Origin of the sequence: Streptomyces scabichelini (assembly GCF_011045015.1) — a bacterium.
GTDB lineage: Bacteria > Actinomycetota > Actinomycetes > Streptomycetales > Streptomycetaceae > Streptomyces > Streptomyces scabichelini.
On sequence record NZ_JAAKZY010000026.1, the window covers coordinates 22,806 to 43,635 of the forward strand.

Consider the following 20,830-nt stretch of genomic DNA (forward strand, 5'->3'; position numbering starts at 1 on the left):
CTTATCTTGCCGTTCGAAGTGTTGATCACTGTCCGATATTTCGAACAATTTGAACGATCAATGTCGAATCATCCAAGAGCCGCGGAGTATCCATGTCACGCACCCGCACCCGCTGGAGACTCGCCCTGACGGCCACCGGCATCATGGCCGCCTCGCTCCTCGTCCCGGCCGCCCCCGGGAACGCCGCCGCCGAGGACACCACCGACTATGCGATCACCGTCGACCCGAAGACCAAGGGCGCGAAGATCGACGACACGATGTACGGCGTCTTCTTCGAGGACATCAACCGGGCCGCGGACGGCGGCCTGTACTCGGAGCTCGTACAGAACCGGTCGTTCGAGTACTCGACGGCCGACAACGCCTCGTACACGCCCCTCACCTCCTGGGCCGCCTCCGGTACCGCGAAGGCCGTGAACGACGACGGCCGCCTCAACGCCCGCAACCGCACCTACCTCACCCTCGACGGCGGTTCGTCCGTCACCAACTCCGGTTACAACACCGGGATTTCGGTCGAGAAGGGCAAGGTCTACGACTTCTCGGTCTGGGCCCGCGCCGACCAGGCCTCCGCCCTCACCGTGACCCTGGCCGACGCCGACGGGACGCTCGCCGAGGCCCGCCGGGTCACCGCGCGCGGCGGCTGGGCCAAGTACAAGGCGAAGTTCACCGCGACCCGCACGAGCACCACCGGCCGCCTCACCGTCGCCGCCGCAGGACCGGTCGCGCTCGACATGATCTCGCTCCTGCCGCGCGACACGTACAAGGGCCATGGCCTGCGCAAGGACCTCGCCGAGAAGATCGCCGCCCTGGACCCCGGTTTCGTCCGCTTCCCGGGCGGCTGCCTGGTCAACACCGGCAGCATGGAGGGATACGACGAGGCCTCCGGCTGGCAGCGCAAGCGCTCGTACCAGTGGAAGGACACCATCGGCCCCGTCGAGCAGCGCGCGACCAACGCCAACTTCTGGGGCTACAACCAGAGTTACGGCCTCGGCTACTACGAGTACTTCCAGTTCTCCGAGGATATCGGCGCGATGCCGCTGCCCGTCGTCCCCGCGCTCGTCACCGGCTGCGGCCAGAACAAGGCCACCGACGACGACGCGCTCCTCAAGCGGCACATCCAGGACACCCTCGATCTGATCGAGTTCGCCAACGGGCCCGTGACCAGCGAGTGGGGCAAGAAGCGGGCGCAGATGGGCCACCCGAAGCCCTTCGACCTCACCCACCTCGGCGTCGGCAACGAGGAGAACCTGCCGAACGAGTTCTTCGCCCGCTTCAAGCAGTTCCGCGCGGCCATCGAGGCGAAGTACCCGGACATCACCGTCATCTCCAACTCCGGTCCGGACGACACTGGTTCGACCTTCGACACGGCCTGGAAGCTGAACCGCGAGGGCAACGTCGACATGGTCGACGAGCACTACTACAACAGCCCGCAGTGGTTCCTGCAGAACAACGACCGCTACGACTCGTACGACAGGAACGGCCCCAAGGTCTTCCTCGGCGAGTACGCCTCCCAAGGCAACGCCTTCAAGAACGCCCTCTCCGAAGCCGCGTTCATGACCGGCCTGGAGCGCAACGCGGACATCGTGAAGCTGGCCTCGTACGCCCCGCTGCTCGCCAACGAGGACTACGTGCAGTGGCGCCCCGACATGATCTGGTTCAACAACCACGCCTCCTGGAACTCGGCCAACTACGAGGTCCAGAAGCTGTTCATGCGCAACGTCGGCGACCGGGTCGTGCCGTCCAGGGCCACCAGCACACCGTCGCTGAGCGGTCCCATCTCGGGCGCCGTCGGCCTCTCGACCTGGGCGACCAGCGCCGCGTACGACGATGTGTTGGTGACCGGCGCGGACGGTTCGACGCTGCTCAGTGACGACTTCTCCGGTGACGCCTCGAAGTGGACGCACACGGGCGGCGGCAGCTGGAGCGTCCAGGACGGGCAGTACGTGCAGACCGACGAGGCCGCCGAGAACACCATGGTGTCGGCGGGCGATCCGTCATGGCACGACTACGACCTGCATGTGAAGGCCACCAAGAAGTCCGGCAAGGAGGGCTTCCTCGTCGCCTTCGGGGTCAAGGACACCGGGAACTACTACTGGTGGAACCTGGGCGGCTGGAACAACACCCAGTCCGCCGTCGAACAGGCCGTGGACGGCGGCAAGGGGACGCTCATCACCAAGGCCGGGTCGGTCGAGACGGGCCGCGCGTACGACATCGACATCAAGGTGCGCGGCCGTCAGGTGACCCTCTACCTCGACGGCAAGGAATGGGGCAGCTTCACCGACGACAAGCCGGCCGAGCCGTTCCGGCAGGTCGTCACGCGGGACGCGAAGAGCGGTGACGTGATCGTCAAGGTGGTCAACGCCCAGGCGGCGGACGCCCGTACGGCCGTCGACCTCGGCGGGCTGAAGACGGCGAAGAAGGCCGCCGTCACCACGCTGAAGGCCGCGCCCGACGCGGTGAACAGCGAGACGGAGACGCCCGTCGCCCCCGTCAGGTCCACCTTCGAGGGAGTCGCCGACAAGTTCACGTACACCTTCCCGGCCAACTCGGTCACCTTCCTGAGGATCAAGGAGAGGTGATCGCAAGGGTCCGGACGAGGTGATCCGGCGGGCGGCTCAGGTGTCGGTGCTCAGGCGCCGAAGTAAGCCTGAGCCGCCCGTACGCCCTCGGCCAGCGCGTCGACCTCCTCCGGCGTGTTGTAGACGTAGAACGTCGCCCGTGTCGTCGCCGGGACCCCGTAGCGCCGCACGATCGGGCGGGCGCAGTGGTGGCCGACGCGGACCGCGACGCCCCGCTCGTCGAGCACCTGGCCTACGTCGTGCGGATGGATGCCGTCGACCGTGAAGGAGACCGCCGAGCCGCGGTCCGTGAGGTCGCGCGGGCCGATGACGCGTACGCCCGGGATCTCCTGGAGCAGCTCCAGCGCCCGTGCCGTGAGGGTGTCCTCGTATGCGGCGACCTCGTCCATGCCGAGGGCTTGGAGATAGTCGACGGCAGCCGCTAGGCCCACCGCCTGCGGCGCCATCGGGACACCCGCCTCGAACCGCTGGGGCGGCGGCAGGAAACTCGCACGGTCCATCTCGACGACCTCGATCATCGAGCCGCCGGTGAGGAACGGCGGGAGATCCGCGAGGAGTTCGCGCCGCCCCCACAGCACGCCGACGCCGTTCGGACCGAGCATCTTGTGCCCGGAGAAGGCGAGGAAGTCGGCTCCCGACTCGCGTACGTCGACGGGCCGGTGGGGGACGGACTGCGCGCCGTCCACCACGACCAGCGCGCCGACCGTGTGCGCTCGATCGGCGATCAGGCGTACGGGGTTGACCGTGCCCAGGACGTTCGACTGATGCGTCAGCGCGACGACCTTCGTGCGCTCGTCGAGCAGTTCGTCGATACGGGAGAGATCGAGACGGCCCTCGTCGGTGAGCCCGAACCAGTCCAGCTTCGCGCCGGTGCGCTCGGCGAGCTGCTGCCAGGGCACCAGGTTCGCGTGGTGCTCCATCTCCGTGACCACGATGCGGTCGCCGGGGCCGATACGGCGCGCGTTGCCGAGCCCGTACGCGACGAGGTTGATGCCCTCCGTCGCGTTCTTGGTGAAGATGATCTCGTCGGCCCGGTCCGCGGAGGCGCCGACGAAGCGGGCGATCGTGCGGCGCGCGTTCTCGTACGCCTCCGTCGCCTCGCCCGCCAGCTGGTGGGCGCCGCGGTGCACGGCCGCGTTGTGCGTGAGGTAGAAGTCCCGCTCGGCGTCGAGAACTTGGAGCGGTTTCTGCGTGGTGGCCCCCGAGTCCAGATAGACGAGCCCGGCGCCGCTCTCCACCGTGCGTTCGAGGATCGGGAAGTCCTTGCGGAGCGCGTCCACATCGAAGGCCACGGCGATACACCTCTCACGGGTTCGTGCGTTGTTTGCCGTGAGGAACGCTAGGCTTCCTCACGGAGAATCGCAAGCGTTAGCATGAGACCGTGGATCACGACGCCCCCCACTACCTGCACCAGCTCCAGGTCCCCGGCGAGGAGCGCTATGTCTCGCTCGCCCTGGTCAACACGCGTTTTACGCTGAGCCACGGCACGGTCGACCTGCTCGACGACACCGAGGCCGCGCACCTGTGGCTCGTACGCCATGAGCTGCTGCCGGACCGGGTGGCGCTGAACGGGCGGCAGTTCGGCAGGCTCCTCGGGCTGCGCGAGTCACTGCGTTCGCTGTTCGAGGCGTGCGGCGCGCACGCCCTGCCGCCGGGGGACAGCCTCGACACCCTCAACTCCGCGCTGGCGGCGGCCCCTTCGACGCCACGACTCGCCTGGACGTCCGAGGGCCCGCACCGCGCCGACGAACCCGACACCGGCAACCCGGCCGCCGCCGCGCTCTCCCTCCTCGCCGAGGACGCCACGGAACTCCTCACCGGCTCCGAGGCCGGCCAGCTCACGGAGTGCGCCGCCCAGGGCTGCGTCCGCTGGTTCCTGCGCTCGCACGCGGCCCGCCGCTGGTGCACGACGAAGTGCGGCAACCGGGTGCGGGCGGCACGGGCGTATGCGGCTCGCAAGGGGCGGTGAAGGGCAAGGGCAGTAGGGGTGGCGGAGGGCAGCGGAGGGCTATTCGCGCACCGTCACCAAAACGGATGCCCGGGCCGGCGCGTGTGCCCTGTTGTACGCCCGGACCCAGATCTCATGGCGACCCGGCCGAAGGCGCAGGGCGGCCGTCAGTCGTCCGGTGGCCGGGTCGTAGTGGCAGGGCGCGCGTCGCCCGTCCACCTCGACGTCGACGCGCGCCGCGTCCACGCCCGAGAGCGCGTCGGTGATCCGGGCCTCCACCCGTACGTCGGGACCGTCCACCGTGGTTCCGTCGGCCGGGGTGAGCCGGTCGACGGAGGGCGCGAGCGGGATCGGCCTGCCGCGCCTGCGGGACCTGCGCTGGATGCGGGAGACGGAGGGCGGGACGGAACGCTCGCCGTCCGCGGTGCGGATCGACGCCTCGAAGACGAGCGGGTAGTCCACGCCCCGGCGCACTCCCTCCCCGGCGACGACCGTGAACTCCACGCTCGTACGGCCCTTGGGCGGCACGGTGATCCGGCCCTTCGGGCGGGCTGGCCGGGTCGGCCGTACCGTCCAGCCGCCGAAGGCCTGGCCGGTCACATCGACTGTCTGGGGCGCGGCGTTGAAGTTGTAGACGTCGACGGCCATCCGGGTCGTGGTGGACAGCCGGTAGCCGAGGGGCGGTTCGGCGTCGCCGTCAGCCTTGTTGGGTGCGGCGTTCGCGAGGTCGAAGCGCTGGCTGAGCACGATGTGCTCGGCGGCGGACAGGTTCCGGGTGGCGGGGCGGGAGTCCGGGTCCTCCTCCGACTCCGCTTCCTGTATGCCTTCTATGTCTTCTATGGCTTCTATGCCTTCTTGTACGACATAGACCGGGTTCTGCGAGACCTTCACCCGGCCCTCGGGCCCGACCGTCCCCACGCGGCGGCCCATGATGTCGTACACCTCGGCCGTCACCCCAGACACCACCGGAATCTCGACCTCCGACACCTCCTCCGCCGCCGTTGCCCAGGCCACCGTGACGTGTCGCCCGGCCCCGTCCGCGAAGACGTGGCACGCGTCGGACAGCCGCTCCACGAAACGCGCCTCGCCGAGCAGTGAGGTGAGCGCGGCGTGGGCGCTGTAGGCGGGCCAGGGCTGGAAGTCGCGGCTGAGCAGCCCGAAGTACACGCCCTCGTCGTGGATCGGCGGCGCGCCGAACCAGAACTGCTTACCCGTCCCGGCCGCCAGGCTGCCCACCGTCGCGCGGACGAGATAGCGGGCCTGGACGGCCTGTTGCGCGGGGGTGAGATCGCTGCCGGGCCGCGCATTGAGGAAGATCCCGGACTCGGTCATCCACATCGGCAGCCGTGCGGCCCCGTACAGACGGCGCAACTCCCTTTGTACGTCGGTCGATTCGGGGACGTCGGGATCGGCCTGGTCGCTCGGATCCGGGTAGCCGTGGAAGCCCCAGGCGTCGGCGTAGCGGGCCACGTCGTTCTGCAGCATCAGGATCTGGAAGTAGCTGCCCGCGTCGGCGATGCCGGGCAGCACGGTGACCGTGGTGGACGGCCCCGCATCCGCGATCCCCAGCGCGGCCGCCTTGACGAAGGCCGCGTGCTGGTCGCCGGTGGAACTGGTCGTGTCGACGTCGGGCTCGTTCGACAGCTGGACCGCGTCGGGCGAGGCGGCGGCCAGATGGGCGGCGTAGCGGTACGTGTCCCGCAGATCGGCGGTCAGCGGCAGCGAGGCCTCCGTCATCGCCCACTCCGGGGCGGTGGTCAGTACATCGAGCGTGGCGAGCCCGTGGCGGTGGAAGGCCCGCCGCACGGTGTCGTACAGCCGTGTGTCGTACGTGCCTGGGCGCGGCTCGGCGGCGGGCCACGCCATTCCGTCGCGTACGTGTCCTGCGCCCATGTCCTTCATCGCGGCGGCGAAGGCGTCCAGTCGGGAGGGCGGTACGAGGGAGAAGACGTAGCTGTTGACGCCGAAGCGGTTGCCGGGGCCGGTGACGGGCCGTCGCCCGGGCAGTCGCGCGAAGCAGCCGGTGATGCCGGCGGCCGTCACCCGGTAGTGGCCCGGAGGCAGTTGGCGCAGTTCCGGGAGCGTGATCGATACCTGTGTCCTGCCGGCCGGGACGGTCGCCCGCCCTCGCGCGACCTCGTTGCCGAAGTAGTCGGTGACGGTGAAGGCCAGCGTGCGGGGCCGTTCCGTGCGCCCTTCCAAGGCGAAGGTGAGCTGAGGGAGTCCAGGCTCGTCGCCCCGGTATGTACCCAGGTTGTGGGCCGGGTCGCCGAGGTGGATGCCGAGCGGTGCGACGCGGTGCACGGGCGTCAGCGTGAACCGGTCGAGGAGGAAGCGGTACCCGGTGGCGTCGGACAGGACGGTCGGCTCGTCGACGACGAAGGTGATCGTGTTCCTGCCGCGCGCCAACTCGACGACGCCCAGAGTGAGTTCGGAGAGATCGCCCCACGCGGGCGCGGATTCGTACCAGTACGGCTGTGAGCGGGCGACCGGCAGCGGGGGAGCGTCGCCCACCGCGAGCTTGAAGTAGGAGCCGACCTCCTCGATGTGCGGCTGCTCGACCGGGACCGTGGCCACCGCCGCCAGCCGGTACGGTCCCTCGGCGGGAACGTCCACCTCGTACGTCGCGTACCAGCCCCGCTCCGGCGGACGTCGAGCGGTCGCCAGCGCGAGTAACGCGCCGCCCGAGGCCCGGCGATCCCGGGCCGTCGGCATGTTGGTACGGACGGCCGACTCGGCCTGCACCGTGATCGCCGCCCTACGCGCCTCCGGGCCACTCCTGAACCCCGGCGAACCGAACCCGAGCGAACCGAGCCCCATCACCTTCACCGCCGTACGCCTGTCCATCGCCATGCGATCCAGCGGACCACGCGGCCGGGGCCACGGGCGTCGTGCGTACGAAGGGGCCGATCCCTGGGGCCACCTCGGGGAACGTCTCCTTCTGCGGACGGAGAGCAACCCTGAACCGCTCCAGGGGCGAGCGTGGAATCAAGGCTCCGCGTCAGGACTGGGCGAGGACGCAGAACTCGTGGCCCTCCGGGTCGGTCAGGCACGTCCACGGGACGTCGCCCTGGCCGATGTCGAGGTCGGTGGCGCCGAGGGCCCGCAGCCGGGCCACCTCCGCCGCTTTGTCGTCACCGGGGTACGGCAGCAGGTCGAGGTGGACGCGGTCCGGCGCTGTCTTCACGCCGGGCGTGCGGAGCAACTCGAGATACGGGCCGACACCCTTGGCGGAGCGCAACACCGCGTGATCGTCGGTCACCTCGTGCAGGGTCCAGTCCATCGCCTCGTCCCAGAAGCGGGCCACGGCCCGTGGATCCGCGCAGTCGACCACCACCGCGGCGATCGGCCCGGTGTCCCGGTAGATCTCCCGGGGCTCCAGCACGCAGAACTCGTTGCCCTCGGGGTCGGCGAGAACCGTCCACGGCACGTTGCCCTGGCCCACGTGGGCGGGCGTCGCACCGAGAGAGTGGAGACGCGCGATCAGGTCCGCCTGATGGGCCGCAGAGGTGGTGGCGAGATCGAGGTGCACACGGTTCTTCGTCGGTGTCTTGCGTTCCGGGACGGGAACGACGTCGATGCCGAGGACGACCGGGTCCGGCCAGACGAGGCCACCTTCTGGTCCGACGTAGGTGGTCACGCCGGCGCTGTAGGCACTCCAGCCGAGCGCCTCCGCCCAGAACCGGCCGACCGCCGAGGCATCAAGAGCTTTTATGTTCACGTGAACAGGTCGCAGCGCCATGGCGGCGATCCTAGGCGCCCGCTCTGCAGCGACATCCGCACCCTGCCACCATCTGGATTGCATAAACGTGCGGCGAAACGTATAGTCATGCCATCTAGAGGAGGGTTCCATGGCGGTACGTGCGGCGGTGGCTGGAGCGAGTGGATACGCGGGCGGGGAACTGCTGCGACTGCTCCTGGCACACCCCGAGATCGAGATCGGCGCTCTGACCGGCAACTCGAACGCGGGTCAGCGCCTCGGTGCGCTGCAGCCGCATCTGCTGCCGCTGGCCGACCGGGTGCTCCAGGAGACCACCTCCGACGTGCTCGCCGGGCATGACGTCGTCTTCCTGGCGTTGCCCCACGGGCAGTCCGCCGCCGTCGCCGAGCAGCTCGGTCCGGACGTTCTCGTCGTGGACATGGGGGCCGACTTCCGGCTGAAGGACGCGGGCGACTGGGAGAGGTTCTACGGCTCGGCGCACGCCGGGACCTGGCCGTACGGCCTCCCCGAACTGCCGGGTGGCCGCGCCGCGCTGGAGGGGTCCAAGCGCATCGCGGTACCCGGCTGCTACCCCACCGCCGCCTCCCTCGCGCTCGTCCCCGTGTACGCGGCCGGGCTCGCCGAACCCGAGGCCGTGATCGTCGCCGCCTCCGGGACCTCGGGCGCGGGCAAGGCGCTCAAGCCGCATCTGCTGGGCAGTGAAGTCATGGGCTCCATGTCGCCGTACGGCGTCGGCGGGGTCCACCGGCACACCCCCGAGATGATCCAGAACTTCGGCGCGGCAGCAGGCGAGCCGGTCACCGTCTCCTTCACGCCGACCCTCGCCCCGATGCCACGCGGCATCCTCGCCACGTGCACAGCCAAGGCCCGGGACGGCGTCACCGCCGAGTCCGTGCGCGCCGCGTACGAGAAGGCCTACGGCGACGAGCCCTTCGTACACCTGCTGCCGGAAGGGCAGTGGCCCGCGACCGCGTCCGTCTACGGTTCCAACGCCGTTCAGATCCAGGTCGCGTACGACGCGGCCGCACAGCGCATCATCGCGATCAGCGCCATCGACAACCTGACCAAGGGCACCGCGGGCGGCGCGGTGCAGAGCATGAACATCGCCCTCGGGCTGCCCGAGGACACGGGTCTTTCCACGATCGGAGTCGCACCGTGAGTGTCACCGCTGCCCAGGGCTTCACCGCCTCCGGCATCGCAGCAGGCATCAAAGAGAACGGCAACCCGGACCTCGCCCTCGTGGTCAACAACGGGCCCCGTCTGGCCGCCGCGGGCGTCTTCACCTCCAACCGTGTGAAGGCCGCGCCGGTGCTGTGGTCCGAGCAGGTCGTCAAGGGCGGCCTCGTCTCCGCCGTGATCCTCAACTCCGGTGGCGCCAACGCCTGTACGGGACCCAAGGGCTTCCAGGACACGCACGCCACCGCCGAGAAGGTCGCCGAGGTTCTCGGTCACAACGCCGGGGAGGTCGCCGTCGCCTCGACCGGCCTCATCGGCGTACTGCTCCCGATGGACAAGCTGCTCGACGGAGTCGGGACAGCCGCCGCCGCCCTGAACGAGCACGGCGGCGAGAAGGCAGCCATCGCCATCAAGACCACCGACTCCGTCCACAAGACTTCGGTTGTCGAGGGGAACGGCTGGACCGTCGGCGGGATGGCCAAGGGCGCCGGGATGCTCGCTCCCGGCCTCGCCACCATGCTCGTCGTCCTCACGACGGATGCCGACGTGGAGAGCGATGTACTGGACAGGGCGCTGCGCGCGGCCACGAAGGTCACCTTCGACCGCGTCGACTCCGACGGCTGCATGTCGACCAACGACACCGTCCTGCTGCTCGCCTCCGGCGCCTCCCGAGTCACCCCGGAATACGCGGAGTTCGCCGAAGCCGTACGCGCGGTCTGCGACGACCTCGGGCAGCAGCTCATCCGGGACGCCGAAGGCGCCAGCAAGGACATCAAGGTCGAGGTGATCAACGCCGCGACCGAGGACGACGCCGTCGAGGTGGGCCGCTCCATCGCCCGCAACAACCTCCTCAAGTGCGCGCTCCACGGCGAGGACCCCAATTGGGGCCGCGTCCTGTCCGCGATCGGCACGACCGCGGCCGCCTTCGAGCCCGACCGGCTGAACGTCGCCATCAACGGCGTCTGGGTCTGCAAGAACGGCGGCGTCGGCGAGGACCGCGACAAGGTCGACATGCGCTACCGCGAGGTCCATATCGTCGCCGACCTCGCGGCAGGCGATGAGACCGCCACGATCTGGACCAACGACCTCACCGCGGACTACGTCCACGAGAACAGCGCGTATTCGTCATGAGCAATGCGAGCGATGCGAGTAGTGCGAACAATGTGACGCGGAAGCACACCGCACTGCCCAAGGCCCAGATCCTCATCGAGGCGCTGCCCTGGCTGACCCGGCACAACGGCAAGATCGTCGTCATCAAGTTCGGCGGAAACGCCATGGTGAACGAGGAGCTGAAGGCCGCCTTCGCGCAGGACGTCGTCTTCCTGCGGCACGCGGGCCTGAAGCCCGTCGTCGTGCACGGCGGCGGCCCCCAGATCAACGCGCAGCTCGATCTGCACGGCCTCGAGAGCGAGTTCAAGGCGGGCCTGCGGGTCACCACTCCGGAGGCCATGGACGTCGTACGCATGGTCCTGGCCGGACAGGTGCAGCGCGAACTGGTCGGGCTGCTCAACCAGCACGGGCCGCTCGCCGTCGGCATGACCGGCGAGGACGCGCACACCATCACCGCCACCAAGCACCAGCCCGAGATCGACGGCGAGTTGGTCGACATCGGGCGGGTCGGCGAGATCACCGCAATCGACACAGGCGCGATCGAGGCACTGCTCGCGGACGGCCGGATCCCGGTGGTCTCCTCGATCGCCCGTTCCCAGGACGACGGACATGTCTACAACGTCAATGCTGATACGGCGGCTGCGGCACTCGCTGCGGCACTTGGCGCCGAAACCCTCATGGTCCTCACGGACGTCGAGGGCCTCTACGAGGACTGGCCGAACTCCGACGAGGTGATCAGCCGCCTCACCGCGAGGGAACTGGAGAAGCTGCTTCCCGAGCTGGCCAGCGGCATGGTCCCGAAGATGGAGGGCTGCCTGCACGCCGTGCGGAACGGCGTGAACACCGCCCGCGTGATCGACGGCCGGGTCCAGCACTCGATCCTGCTGGAGATCTTCACCGACGAGGGCATCGGCACGATGGTCGTGCCGGACGAGGACGACAGGAACAACAGGAACAAGGGGGATGCCGCGTGACCGGCAACGCTTCGAACGCCGAGCTCACCCAGCGCTGGCAGGGCGCGCTCATGGACAACTACGGCACGCCGCGGCTGCCCCTCGTCCGCGGCGCGGGCACGAAGCTCTGGGACGCCGACGGCAAGGAGTACCTCGACTTCGTCGGCGGGATCGCGGTGAACGCGCTCGGCCACGCCCACCCCGCGATCGTCGAGGCCGTCAGCAGGCAGATCGCCTCGCTCGGCCATGTCTCCAACCTCTTCGTCGCCGAGCCTCCTGTCGTGCTCGCCGAACGGCTGCTCCAGCTCTTCGGGCGGGATGGGCGCGTGTACTTCTGCAACTCGGGTGCCGAGGCCAACGAGGGCGCCTTCAAGATCGGCCGGCTGACCGGGCGTTCGCACATGGTCGCCACGCACGGCGGCTTCCACGGCCGGACCATGGGCGCGCTCGCGCTCACCGGGCAGCCGGGCAAGCAGGAGCCGTTCCTGCCGCTGCCGGGTGACGTCACGCACGTCCCGTACGGCGACGCCAAGGCGCTGGCCGCCGCGGTCACCGAGGACACGGCGCTCGTGGTCGTCGAGCCGGTGCAGGGCGAGAACGGCGTGGTCGTCCCGCCCGCCGGCTACCTCAAGGCGGTCCGCGCCATCACCGCGGCCACCGGCACGCTCCTCGTCCTCGACGAGGTGCAGACGGGCGTCGGGCGGACCGGGCACTGGTTCGAGTACCAGGCCCACGAGGGCGTCCTGCCGGACATCGTCACCCTCGCCAAGGGCCTCGGCGGCGGACTGCCCCTCGGCGCGACCGTCGCCTTCGGCCGCGCCGCCCAGCTGCTGAAGCCGGGCCACCACGGCACGACGTTCGGTGGGAATCCGGTCGCCTGCGCCGCCGGACTCGCCGTCCTCGACACCATCGAGGCCGAGGGTCTGCTGGAGAACGTGAAGCGGACGAGCGAGAAGCTGCGCGACGGAATCGAGTCACTGGCCCACCCGATGATCGGCCATGTCCGGGGCTCGGGCCTGCTCCTGGGTATCGTGCTCACCGAGCCGCTCGCGCCCCAGGCGCAGCAGGCGGCTCAGGACGCCGGCCTCCTGGTGAACGCGCCCGCCCCCGATGTCGTACGGCTGATGCCGCCGCTGAACCTGCGCGACGACGAGGTGGACGCCTTCCTCCGGGTGCTGCCCGGCGTTCTCGACGCAGTAGCCAACGGGGACGGACGAGCCAAAGAATGAGACGACGACGATGAGCCAGGCGCAGGATCACGAGCACGCCGGGCCTGCCGTGCCGCAGACCCGCACCGCACGCCACCGCCGGATCGTGGACATCCTCAACCGGCAACCGGTGCGCTCCCAGAGCCAGTTGGCGAAGCTCCTCGCCGACGACGGGCTGACCGTCACCCAGGCGACGCTCTCCCGGGACCTGGACGAGCTGAACGCGGTGAAGATCCGCAACAACGACGGCGACCTCATCTACGCGGTACCGAGCGAGGGCGGCTTCCGCACCCCGCGCGTACCGCTGGGCGAGTCGGCGAAGGAGGAGCGGATGCGGCGGCTCTCCGCGGAGCTGCTGATCTCCGCGGAGGCGTCCGCGAACCTCGTGGTCCTGCGGACCCCTCCGGGGGCTGCGCAGTTTCTTGCCTCGGCGATCGATCAGGCCGAGCTGCATGACATTCTCGGGACTATTGCGGGGGACGACACGTTGCTGTTGATCAGCCGTGACCCGACGGGTGGTCAGGCGCTGGCTGATCATTTGCTGCGGTTGGCTCAGAACAACCACTGAGCCGCGTCTCGTATGGGGCGCGCCCGCGCCCCTTAGGGGCGCGGGGAACTGCGCGACCAGCCACGGACGGCCGGCACCTGTCGTACCACGATGACCCGCTGAAGCCTTACCCCAGCCGGGCGGCCAGCCCACCCGTGCAGCGGACCTCGTCGCCCGCCGTGATGAGCAGCGCCTCGACGTCCGGCAGGGACTCCAGCCAGGCGAGAGCCTGCCGGGAACCCATCGCGAAGGCGGCCGTCGCCCAGGCGTCCGCCCAGGTGAGACGAGGGCCTACCACGGTGACGGCCACCAGGTCGGTGACCGCGGACTTGCCGGTGCCGGGGTCCACGATGTGGACGCCGCGCTCGGCGGAACCCGAGGTGGCGACGGCCAGTTCGTCGGCGCCGGCCGCGGAGACGACCGCCGCGAGGGAGCCCGGGCGCAGCGGGTCCGAGACACCGACCCGCCAGGGCCGCTGAGGCCCCGGCGTGCCGAGCAACTGCACGTCGCCCCCGCCGTTCACGCTCACGCCGCTCGCTCCGGCCGCCATGAGATGCCGGGCCGCGCGCTCGACCGACCAGCCCTTGACCAGGCCGGTCGGGTCGACGACCCCCGCGTACTGAGTGCTGAACCAGCCGTCGCTCAACCGCTCGGCCTCGGTGCACAGTTCGAGAACCTCGGCGACCTCCGGGTCGCAGGCGTCGACGGTCAGCTCGCCCCGGCCGAGCCGGGAGACCTGGCTGTCCTCTTTGTATGTGCTGAACACCGCGTCCACCACATGCAGTTGGGCGATCGCCTCCTCCAACGCGGTCTGGACGGCCTCGGGCTCGCCACCGCGCACGTCGAACGAGACGACCGTGCCCATCACCTCCTCCGCGTGGCGCACCGCCGCGGGGGGCGCCTCCGCGGATTCCGCCACCTCAGCCACCGACCTGGTCCAGGGCGTTCTGGAGGGACTTCTTGTAACCGGCGCTGGTGTACGTGGCACCCGAGACCGCGTCGATGTCCGCGCTGCCCGCGGCGACCGTCGCCTGGTTGAGCTTGGGGACCGCGTTGCCGCTGACCTGGTCGCTGCGTCCGCCGGTCGGCTTCTGCACCGCCTCGGCCTTGGTGATCTTGTCGCCGGTCATGGTGATACGGACCTGGACGGGGCCGTACTCCGTGTCGGACACGCTGCCGGTCACAACGCGGGCGTCGGCCGCCACGTCGGAGGACCCGCCACCGCCACTGCCACTACTGGAACCGGTCTCGCCGGATCCACTGCCGGAACCGGCCTGTCCGGAACCCGTCTGTCCGGAACCGGTCTCGCCGGAACCGCCGCTGGCCTTGGCGGCGTTGTCGATGGCGGACTGGAGGGACTTCTTGTAGCCGGCGCTGGTGTAGGTGGCGCCGGAGACGGCGTCGATGTCGGCGCTGCCCGCGGTGACGGCGGCTTGGTTGAGCTTGGGGATGGCGTCGCCGTTGACCTGGTCGCTGCGTCCGCCCTTGGGCTGCTGGACCGCCTCGGCCTTGGTGATCTTGCCGCCCGCCATGGTGACGCGGACCTGGACAGGACCGTACTCGGTCTTGGCCACGTCTCCGGTGGCCGTCTGGGCCTGGGCCGAGCCGGAGGACGACCCGCCGCCGGCCGGGGCCTTGGCGGCCTTGTCGATGGCGGACTGGAGGGACTTCTTGTAGCCGGCGCTGGTGTAGGTGGCGCCGGAGACGGCGTCGATGTCGGCGCTGCCCGCGGTGACGGCGGCCTGGTTGAGCTTGGGGATCGCGTCGGCGCTGATCTGGTCGCTGCGTCCGCCCTTGGGCTGCTGGACCGCCTCTGCCTTGGTGATCTTGCCGCCCGCCATGGTGAGGCGGACCTGGACGGGGCCGTACTCGGTCGTGGCCGCGGTTCCGGTGACGGCGCCGTCCTGGACGGCCGACTGCTGCGCGCCGCCCTGTGGCGACGCACCGCCCTGCGCGGATGCGGACGATGACGGGTCCGACGCCGGCTTCAGCGACAGAACCAGCACGATCCCGGACACGGTGGCGGCGGTGGCGAGCACGGCACGCCGAATGGGGTGACTCTTCTTCATCGCTCCTGACTCCCGTCGCTCACATCTCGAACGACTCGTGATGGATGCGGCGGGCCGGAACGCCCGCGCCGCGGAGTGCGTCGTACACCTGCTGTGCGAAGCCGGGCGGCCCGCACAGGAAAACGTCGTGGCGGTCGACGTCCGGCAGCTTTCTGCGCAGGGTCTCCGCCGAGATGTCGGGGCGCTCCCCGTCCGGGCTGTTGACCGCGTACATGAGCCGGGCGCCGCGCTCGTCGGCGATGGCGGCCAGCTCGTCCCACAGAGCCAGGTCCTGGGTGCTGTTGGCCCGGTACAGCAGCGTCAGATCGCCGGGCGAGCCGGGCAGCGTCTCGAACAGCGCCCGCATCGGGGTGATTCCGACACCGCCCGCGATCAGCAGCACCTTGCCGCTCCTGCGCCGGGAGGCGGTCATCGCGCCGTACGGGCCCTCCGCCCATACGCGGGTACCGGGCTCAAGTTCGCGCAGCCTGGCGCTGTGGTCGCCGATCGACTTGACCGTGATGCGCAGCATGTTGGGGCGCGGCGCCGCCGACAGGGAGTACGGGTGCGAGCTGAGCCGCATGCCCGGCGCCAGGAACCGCCACCGGAAGAACTGTCCGGCCTCGGCGCCGATGCGGTGCAGCCGCCGCCCCGAGATCAGCACCGAGACGACCCCGGGTGCCTCCTCGACGACGTCCGCGACCCGCATACGGTGCCGCAGGTTGAGCCGGATCGGCACGAGCACCCGGTACCAGAGGGCCAGCGCGGTCACGGTCCCGTACAGCGCGTACCAGGCCGTGGTCGCGGCGGGCTGGACGGCGAAGTCGTTGCCCGTGGACAGCTGGTGCCAGAACGAGAGGTACACCGCCGCGTACGTGAGCAGATGGATGTGGTACCAGGTGTCGTACGGGATCCTGCGCCGGATCCCGCCGGCGGAGATCAGGCCGATGAACAGCAACAGGCTCGTGCCGATCGCCGCCTTGCCCATGTCCGGCAGCGTGTTGACCGAGTCGATGGTCTGCTGGACGATCCCGGAGAATCCGAGGCCTGCCTGCAGCGCGTAGCCGTACATCGTCAGGATGAGGTGCGCGAGGACCAGACTGAGCGTGTAGCGGCCGCTCATCGCGTGCCAGCGCGCCACGCGGTCGGAGCCGACCCGGCGCTCCAGCGCGGGCACCCGGGCCATCTGCAACACCACGAGTGCCATCAGGTAGCCGGCCAGCAGACCGGTGATCCGGCCGGCGTTGAGTATCCGGTCCGTGTTGTTGGCGATGGACGGTGTGTTGCTCCACCACAGCCAGACCACCGCCACCGCGCCCGCCCAGACGGCGAGCAGCAACGGGACGGCGGGGTTGCGACGAGGGCGGATACGGCGCAACGTCTGGCGCCGCGCAGCGCGACCGCCGGCGATCGTACTCACGGTTCCTCCGTGGGACTGGCGAGAGGGGGAGTGGCCCTTGGCCCAGAGGTACGTCCCGGGACGGCAGCTTGTTCAACGGCCCAGGGAGCAAGCTGTGAACTGGAGCAACTCGCGGTAACCCTGTGGCGGTGCGAATGCCTTGATCGACTTCACACTGACCGACTCGGTGACCGACTCGACTCGGTGACTGACTCGGTGACCGACTTCAGTGACTGAGTTCAGTGACCGACTCAGTAACCGGCGATAGAGGTCGGCCCGCTCTCCGTCCCGATCGCGATGTGCGGGCCGCGTGCCGGATCCGCCCAGTTCAGGATCCGCCGCATCGCGTCCCGCGGCACGGACACACAGCCGGCCGTCGCCCCACGCCCGTTGACGTGCAGGAAGATCCCGGCGCCGCGCCCACGCACCGGCCGCTCGTAGTTGAAGCCGATGACCAGCGCGTACGCGTACTGCTTCCCGTACGAGATCAGGTGCTCGGACTCGGCCGCCCGGCAGTCGGCCGGGCGCGGCTCGGCCCAGCGGTTGTAGGAGCGCGAGTCGTTGTCCTGGCACCACCAGGAGTTCTGGCGCACCCGGCGGTACGTGGCGGTCGTCTCCTTCGGCGCGGGCTCGATGCCGAAGGCGTACGGCAGGTCGTACAGGCCGGTGGGTGTGGTGTTCGTGCCCTGCCTGCGGGAGCCGCCCTCGACGAGCCCTTTCGCGCCGAAGCGGGCCGGCGCGGAGCCGGCCTTCACCCAGCGGCCGTCGCGCCGGTCCCACCAGGTGACCGTGCCGGTCGTCGAGGAGGTCCGGGCGGCCCGGGCGGTGATGAGCTGCGAGCCGCCGCCCGTGTCCGCCATCCGCTCCGGCAGCGGTGGCCGGGCATCGGGGGCCATGGCCGTCAGGGCGACGAGGGACGCGGACGCGAGGACGGCGGCTCCGAGGCGCATGCCTCAGACGCTACGGGGCGGCAGGGGCAACGGCAGCCCGGGTAGCCCATCCAGGCTCGCCGCCACGTGCTCCTTCTTCTGGAAGTACGCGTTCAGCGACACGTCGTCCTCCCGCGCGAAGCGCTTGGCGTGCAGCTCGCGGTCTTCCTCGTACGCCATGAAGGGCACCGCGTAGCCGCAGGTGTCGCGGATGAGCTCGGCCGTCACGACGATGATCGCGCGCAGGCCGTGTGGGGTCGGATCGATGTCCGGGAAGTGGGTGAGGAGTTCCTTGAAGCGCGGGTCGTCACGGAAGACCGGCTCCCCGTGGCCGTGTACGCGGACGATGTTCGGCGGGCCCTGAAAGGCGCACCACATGAGGGTGATCCGGCCGTTCTCCCGCAGGTGGGCGATGGTCTCGGCGTTGCTTCCGGCGAAGTCCAGGTAGGCGAGGGTGAGTTCGTCGAGGATCGCGAACGAGCCCTTGAGACCCTTGGGGGAGAGGTTGACCGTGCCGTCGCCTGACAGGGGCGCGGTCGCGGTGAAGAAGAGGGGCTGCGCCTCGATGAACGTACGCAGTCGGCCGTCTATGCGCTCGTAAGTCTTTCCCATACCTAACGATTATTGGTGCAATTCTTTTGACTGTCTAAGGAATTGTGCACCCGGGCTCCGTGGCCGCCCCGGCCCAGCGCTCGGGGCGGCCACGGAGGGCTTACTCGGTGTCGTTCTTGCTCGGTGTCGTTACTGGTTGAGCTCGCAGGCCGCGAGGGCTTCGAGGCCCTCGGGCTTCTCGGCTGCGCGGCCGATGGCGGTCTCGATGCGGTTGAGCGCGGCGACGCGCTTGTCCTCCAGCGGGCCGAGGATGGCGTTCTGGACGAAGTTGGGGCCGCCCTGGCCGACGGTGTCGACAAGGCGCTGGTTGGCCTCCGAGATCTGGGTGTCGAGCTGGGCGAGGTTGCTGTCCACCTCGGCCTGTGCGGAAGCGGGGATCTCGGCGGGGAGGCTCGACTCGACCTCGGGGCAGCTGATGGTGCCCGCGGCGCCGGCGTTGCCCGCGTCCTCGGCTCCACCGGCATCCTCCGCGTTTCCGGCGTCACCGGCCGCGTCTCCGGCTCCGGCGCCGCCCGCGTTCTCGCCCGCCGCGCCGGTCGCCGCCTCGGCCGGCTCCTCCTCGGCCGCCCCACCCGCATTGAGTTCGCACGCCGCGAGGGCTTCGAGGCCTTCGGGCTTCTCGGCTGCGCGGCCGATCGCGGTTTCTATGCGGTTCAGCGTGGCGATGCGCTTGTCTTCCAGCGGGCCGAGGATGGCGTTCTGGACGAAGTTGGATCCGCCCTGGCCGACGGTGTCGACCAGTCGCTGGTTGGCCTCATCGACCTGGGTGTCGAGGAGCGTGAGGTTGCGGTCGACCTCGGCCTGCGCGGAGGCGGGGATCTCGGGCAGGCTGCCCTCGACGGCCGGGCAGTTCACCGTGCCGGGAGACGCCTTCGTGGCGGCCTGGTCGCTGTTGTTGTTCGACGTCTCTCCGGCCAAGGCCGATCCGGCGATCACAGCACCGGACAACACCACCGCGGCGGCGCCGCCAATCATCGTTACGCGGCGCTTGTTGTACTTCGGGAGAGCCCTGGACATGCGGAAGCCTCGCTCTGGTCGGGGGTTGGGCCGCCCGTGGTCAGTCGGGCGGCGTGCTGTCTGTGCGATACAGCGGTACAAGCGGTGCAGAGGTACAGCGGTACAGCGGTTTACAAACGCGGCGCCTGCGTTCAGCGGGAGATACGGGAAAGCGGTTTCCCTCGTTCAAACGAAACCTGAGATTTGTTCGCCATGTTCTTCGGGGTGTTCTCCGGCGTGTTCCCCGGCGGGCCCGAGATTGACGAACCATGCAGGCTCCTGCATACTCATGCATGTCAGCGAATGCACTGTGAGGAGAAACCCGTGACCGAGCGCGTCGTACTCGCCTACTCGGGCGGCCTGGACACCTCCGTCGCCATCGGCTGGATCGCCGAGGAGACGGGCGCCGAGGTCATCGCCGTTGCCGTGGACGTCGGCCAGGGCGGCGAGGACCTGGACGTCATCCGCAAGCGCGCGCTCGCCTGCGGTGCCGTCGAGGCCGAGGTCGCGGACGCCAAGGACGAGTTCGCCGAGGGGTACTGCCTCCCGGCGATCAAGGCCAACGCCCTCTACATGGACCGCTACCCGCTGGTCTCGGCGCTCTCCCGGCCGACGATCGTCAAGCACCTCGTCGCCGCCGCCCAGAAGCACGGCGCCAGCACGGTCGCCCACGGCTGCACCGGCAAGGGCAACGACCAGGTCCGCTTCGAGGCCGGCATCGTCGCCCTCGCCCCCGACCTCAAGTGCATCGCCCCGGTCCGCGACTACGCGATGACCCGGGACAAGGCGATCGCCTTCTGCGAGGAGAAGGGCCTGCCGATCGCCACCACCAAGAAGTCGCCGTACTCCATCGACCAGAACGTCTTCGGGCGCGCCGTCGAGACGGGCTTCCTGGAGGACATCTGGAACGCCCCGATCGAGGACGTCTACGAGTACACGCAGAACCCCGCGCTCCCGCGTGAGCCCGACGAGGTCGTCGTCACCTTCAAGGCGGGCGTCCCGGTCGCCATCGACGGCAAGCCCGTCACCGTCCTCCAGGCGATCCAGCAGCTGAACCAGCGCGCCGGCGCCCAGGGCATCGGCCGGATCGACATGGTCGAGGACCGGCTCGTGGGCATCAAGTCCCGTGAGGTGTACGAGGCTCCCGGCGCCATCGCGCTGATCACGGCCCACCAGGAGCTGGAGAACGTCACCGTCGAGCGCGAACTGGCCCGCTACAAGCGGCAGGTCGAGCAGCGCTGGGGCGAGCTGGTCTACGACGGCCTGTGGTTCTCCCCGCTCAAGCGTGCCCTGGACGGCTTCATCAACGAGGCCAACCAGCACGTCTCCGGCGACATCCGGATGACCCTGCACGGCGGTCGCGCCGTCGTCACCGGCCGGCGCTCCGAGTCGTCGCTGTACGACTTCAACCTCGCGACGTACGACACGGGCGACTCGTTCGACCAGTCTGCGGCGAAGGGCTTCATCGACATTTACAGCCTGTCGTCGAAGATCGCGGCGAAGCGCGACCTGGCCTGAGCGCTCCGCTGAAGGGCGGTGGGAAACTGCGGGCCGTCTGTGGCTGGTCGCGCAGTTCCCCGCGCCCCTATGCCCGACACTGGCCTGAC

General features: G+C 69.7%; 17 protein-coding genes. 8 read left to right on the forward strand and 9 right to left on the reverse strand.

Translation table 11 applies throughout. The features are described from left to right. Positions 1 to 92 precede the first annotated feature (92 nt). Positions 93 to 2,576 carry an alpha-L-arabinofuranosidase C-terminal domain-containing protein gene (locus G5C60_RS11040; RefSeq protein ID WP_165257521.1) on the forward strand — a complete coding sequence of 828 codons (2,484 nt, stop codon included), beginning with the start codon at positions 93 to 95 and terminating at the stop codon, positions 2,574 to 2,576. A 50-nt stretch (positions 2,577 to 2,626) separates the two neighbouring features. Here G5C60_RS11040 and G5C60_RS11045 read toward each other — a convergent pair whose 3' ends face one another. Next, positions 2,627 to 3,868, reverse strand: a complete 1,242-nt coding sequence (locus G5C60_RS11045) for a SufS family cysteine desulfurase (protein ID WP_165257524.1) — start codon at positions 3,866 to 3,868, stop codon at positions 2,627 to 2,629. Positions 3,869 to 3,957: 89 nt separating this feature from the next. Between G5C60_RS11045 and G5C60_RS11050 the strand changes: the two genes are divergently transcribed. Next, positions 3,958 to 4,545 (forward strand): ABATE domain-containing protein, encoded by a 588-nt coding sequence (locus G5C60_RS11050; protein ID WP_165257528.1) that lies wholly within the window; start codon positions 3,958 to 3,960, stop codon positions 4,543 to 4,545. Between the two features lie 39 nt (positions 4,546 to 4,584). Here G5C60_RS11050 and G5C60_RS11055 read toward each other — a convergent pair whose 3' ends face one another. Both G5C60_RS11055 and G5C60_RS11060 read right to left on the reverse strand, forming a co-directional pair. Then, a complete protein-coding gene (locus tag G5C60_RS11055; RefSeq protein ID WP_165257531.1) occupies positions 4,585 to 7,377 on the reverse strand; it encodes a glycoside hydrolase 5 family protein in 2,793 nt (930 codons plus the stop codon). 148 nt (positions 7,378 to 7,525) lie between these two features. Further along, a complete protein-coding gene (locus G5C60_RS11060; RefSeq protein WP_165257533.1) occupies positions 7,526 to 8,266 on the reverse strand; it encodes a VOC family protein in 741 nt (246 codons plus the stop codon). Positions 8,267 to 8,375: 109 nt separating this feature from the next. Here G5C60_RS11060 and argC point away from each other — a divergent pair, with 109 nt between their 5' ends. The 5 genes from argC to G5C60_RS11085 are packed head-to-tail and all read left to right on the forward strand — an operon-like array spanning position 8,376 to position 13,260. Further along, a complete protein-coding gene (gene argC / locus G5C60_RS11065; protein WP_165257535.1) occupies positions 8,376 to 9,404 on the forward strand; it encodes an N-acetyl-gamma-glutamyl-phosphate reductase in 1,029 nt (342 codons plus the stop codon). After that, complete coding sequence (argJ, locus tag G5C60_RS11070) at positions 9,401 to 10,552, forward strand: bifunctional glutamate N-acetyltransferase/amino-acid acetyltransferase ArgJ (protein ID WP_165257538.1); 1,152 nt, start codon at positions 9,401 to 9,403, stop codon at positions 10,550 to 10,552. The genes argC and argJ overlap by 4 nt, the downstream gene beginning before the upstream one ends. Then, on the forward strand, positions 10,549 to 11,505 hold the full coding sequence (argB, locus tag G5C60_RS11075) for an acetylglutamate kinase (protein ID WP_165257541.1): 957 nt from the start codon (positions 10,549 to 10,551) through the stop codon (positions 11,503 to 11,505). The genes argJ and argB overlap by 4 nt, the downstream gene beginning before the upstream one ends. Next, a complete protein-coding gene (locus G5C60_RS11080) occupies positions 11,502 to 12,713 on the forward strand; it encodes an acetylornithine transaminase (RefSeq protein WP_165257544.1) in 1,212 nt (403 codons plus the stop codon). The genes argB and G5C60_RS11080 overlap by 4 nt, the downstream gene beginning before the upstream one ends. Positions 12,714 to 12,723: 10 nt before the next feature. Next, positions 12,724 to 13,260 (forward strand): arginine repressor, encoded by a 537-nt coding sequence (locus G5C60_RS11085; protein ID WP_165257547.1) that lies wholly within the window; start codon positions 12,724 to 12,726, stop codon positions 13,258 to 13,260. 106 nt (positions 13,261 to 13,366) lie between these two features. Here G5C60_RS11085 and G5C60_RS11090 read toward each other — a convergent pair whose 3' ends face one another. From G5C60_RS11090 to G5C60_RS11115, 6 genes are all read right to left on the reverse strand, one after another. Further along, entirely contained in the window at positions 13,367 to 14,158 is a 792-nt protein-coding gene (locus G5C60_RS11090) for an FAD:protein FMN transferase (RefSeq protein WP_165257618.1), read from the reverse strand. 1 nt (position 14,159) lies between these two features. Beyond that, complete coding sequence (locus tag G5C60_RS11095) at positions 14,160 to 15,308, reverse strand: FMN-binding protein (protein ID WP_165257550.1); 1,149 nt, start codon at positions 15,306 to 15,308, stop codon at positions 14,160 to 14,162. Between the two features lie 19 nt (positions 15,309 to 15,327). Beyond that, positions 15,328 to 16,707, reverse strand: a complete 1,380-nt coding sequence (locus tag G5C60_RS11100) for a ferric reductase-like transmembrane domain-containing protein (protein ID WP_165257552.1) — start codon at positions 16,705 to 16,707, stop codon at positions 15,328 to 15,330. A 230-nt stretch (positions 16,708 to 16,937) separates the two neighbouring features. Beyond that, positions 16,938 to 17,636, reverse strand: a complete 699-nt coding sequence (locus G5C60_RS11105) for a L,D-transpeptidase family protein (protein ID WP_165257554.1) — start codon at positions 17,634 to 17,636, stop codon at positions 16,938 to 16,940. A gap of 3 nt (positions 17,637 to 17,639) precedes the next feature. Then, a complete protein-coding gene (locus G5C60_RS11110) occupies positions 17,640 to 18,227 on the reverse strand; it encodes a pyridoxamine 5'-phosphate oxidase family protein (RefSeq protein ID WP_165257556.1) in 588 nt (195 codons plus the stop codon). A gap of 129 nt (positions 18,228 to 18,356) precedes the next feature. Then, complete coding sequence (locus G5C60_RS11115) at positions 18,357 to 19,244, reverse strand: hypothetical protein (protein WP_165257559.1); 888 nt, start codon at positions 19,242 to 19,244, stop codon at positions 18,357 to 18,359. Positions 19,245 to 19,547: 303 nt separating this feature from the next. Between G5C60_RS11115 and G5C60_RS11120 the strand changes: the two genes are divergently transcribed. Then, the gene (locus G5C60_RS11120) at positions 19,548 to 20,741 is read left to right on the forward strand and encodes an argininosuccinate synthase (RefSeq protein ID WP_165257562.1); all 1,194 of its coding nucleotides are present in this window, start codon (positions 19,548 to 19,550) and stop codon (positions 20,739 to 20,741) included. The last annotated feature ends 89 nt before the right edge of the window (positions 20,742 to 20,830 follow it).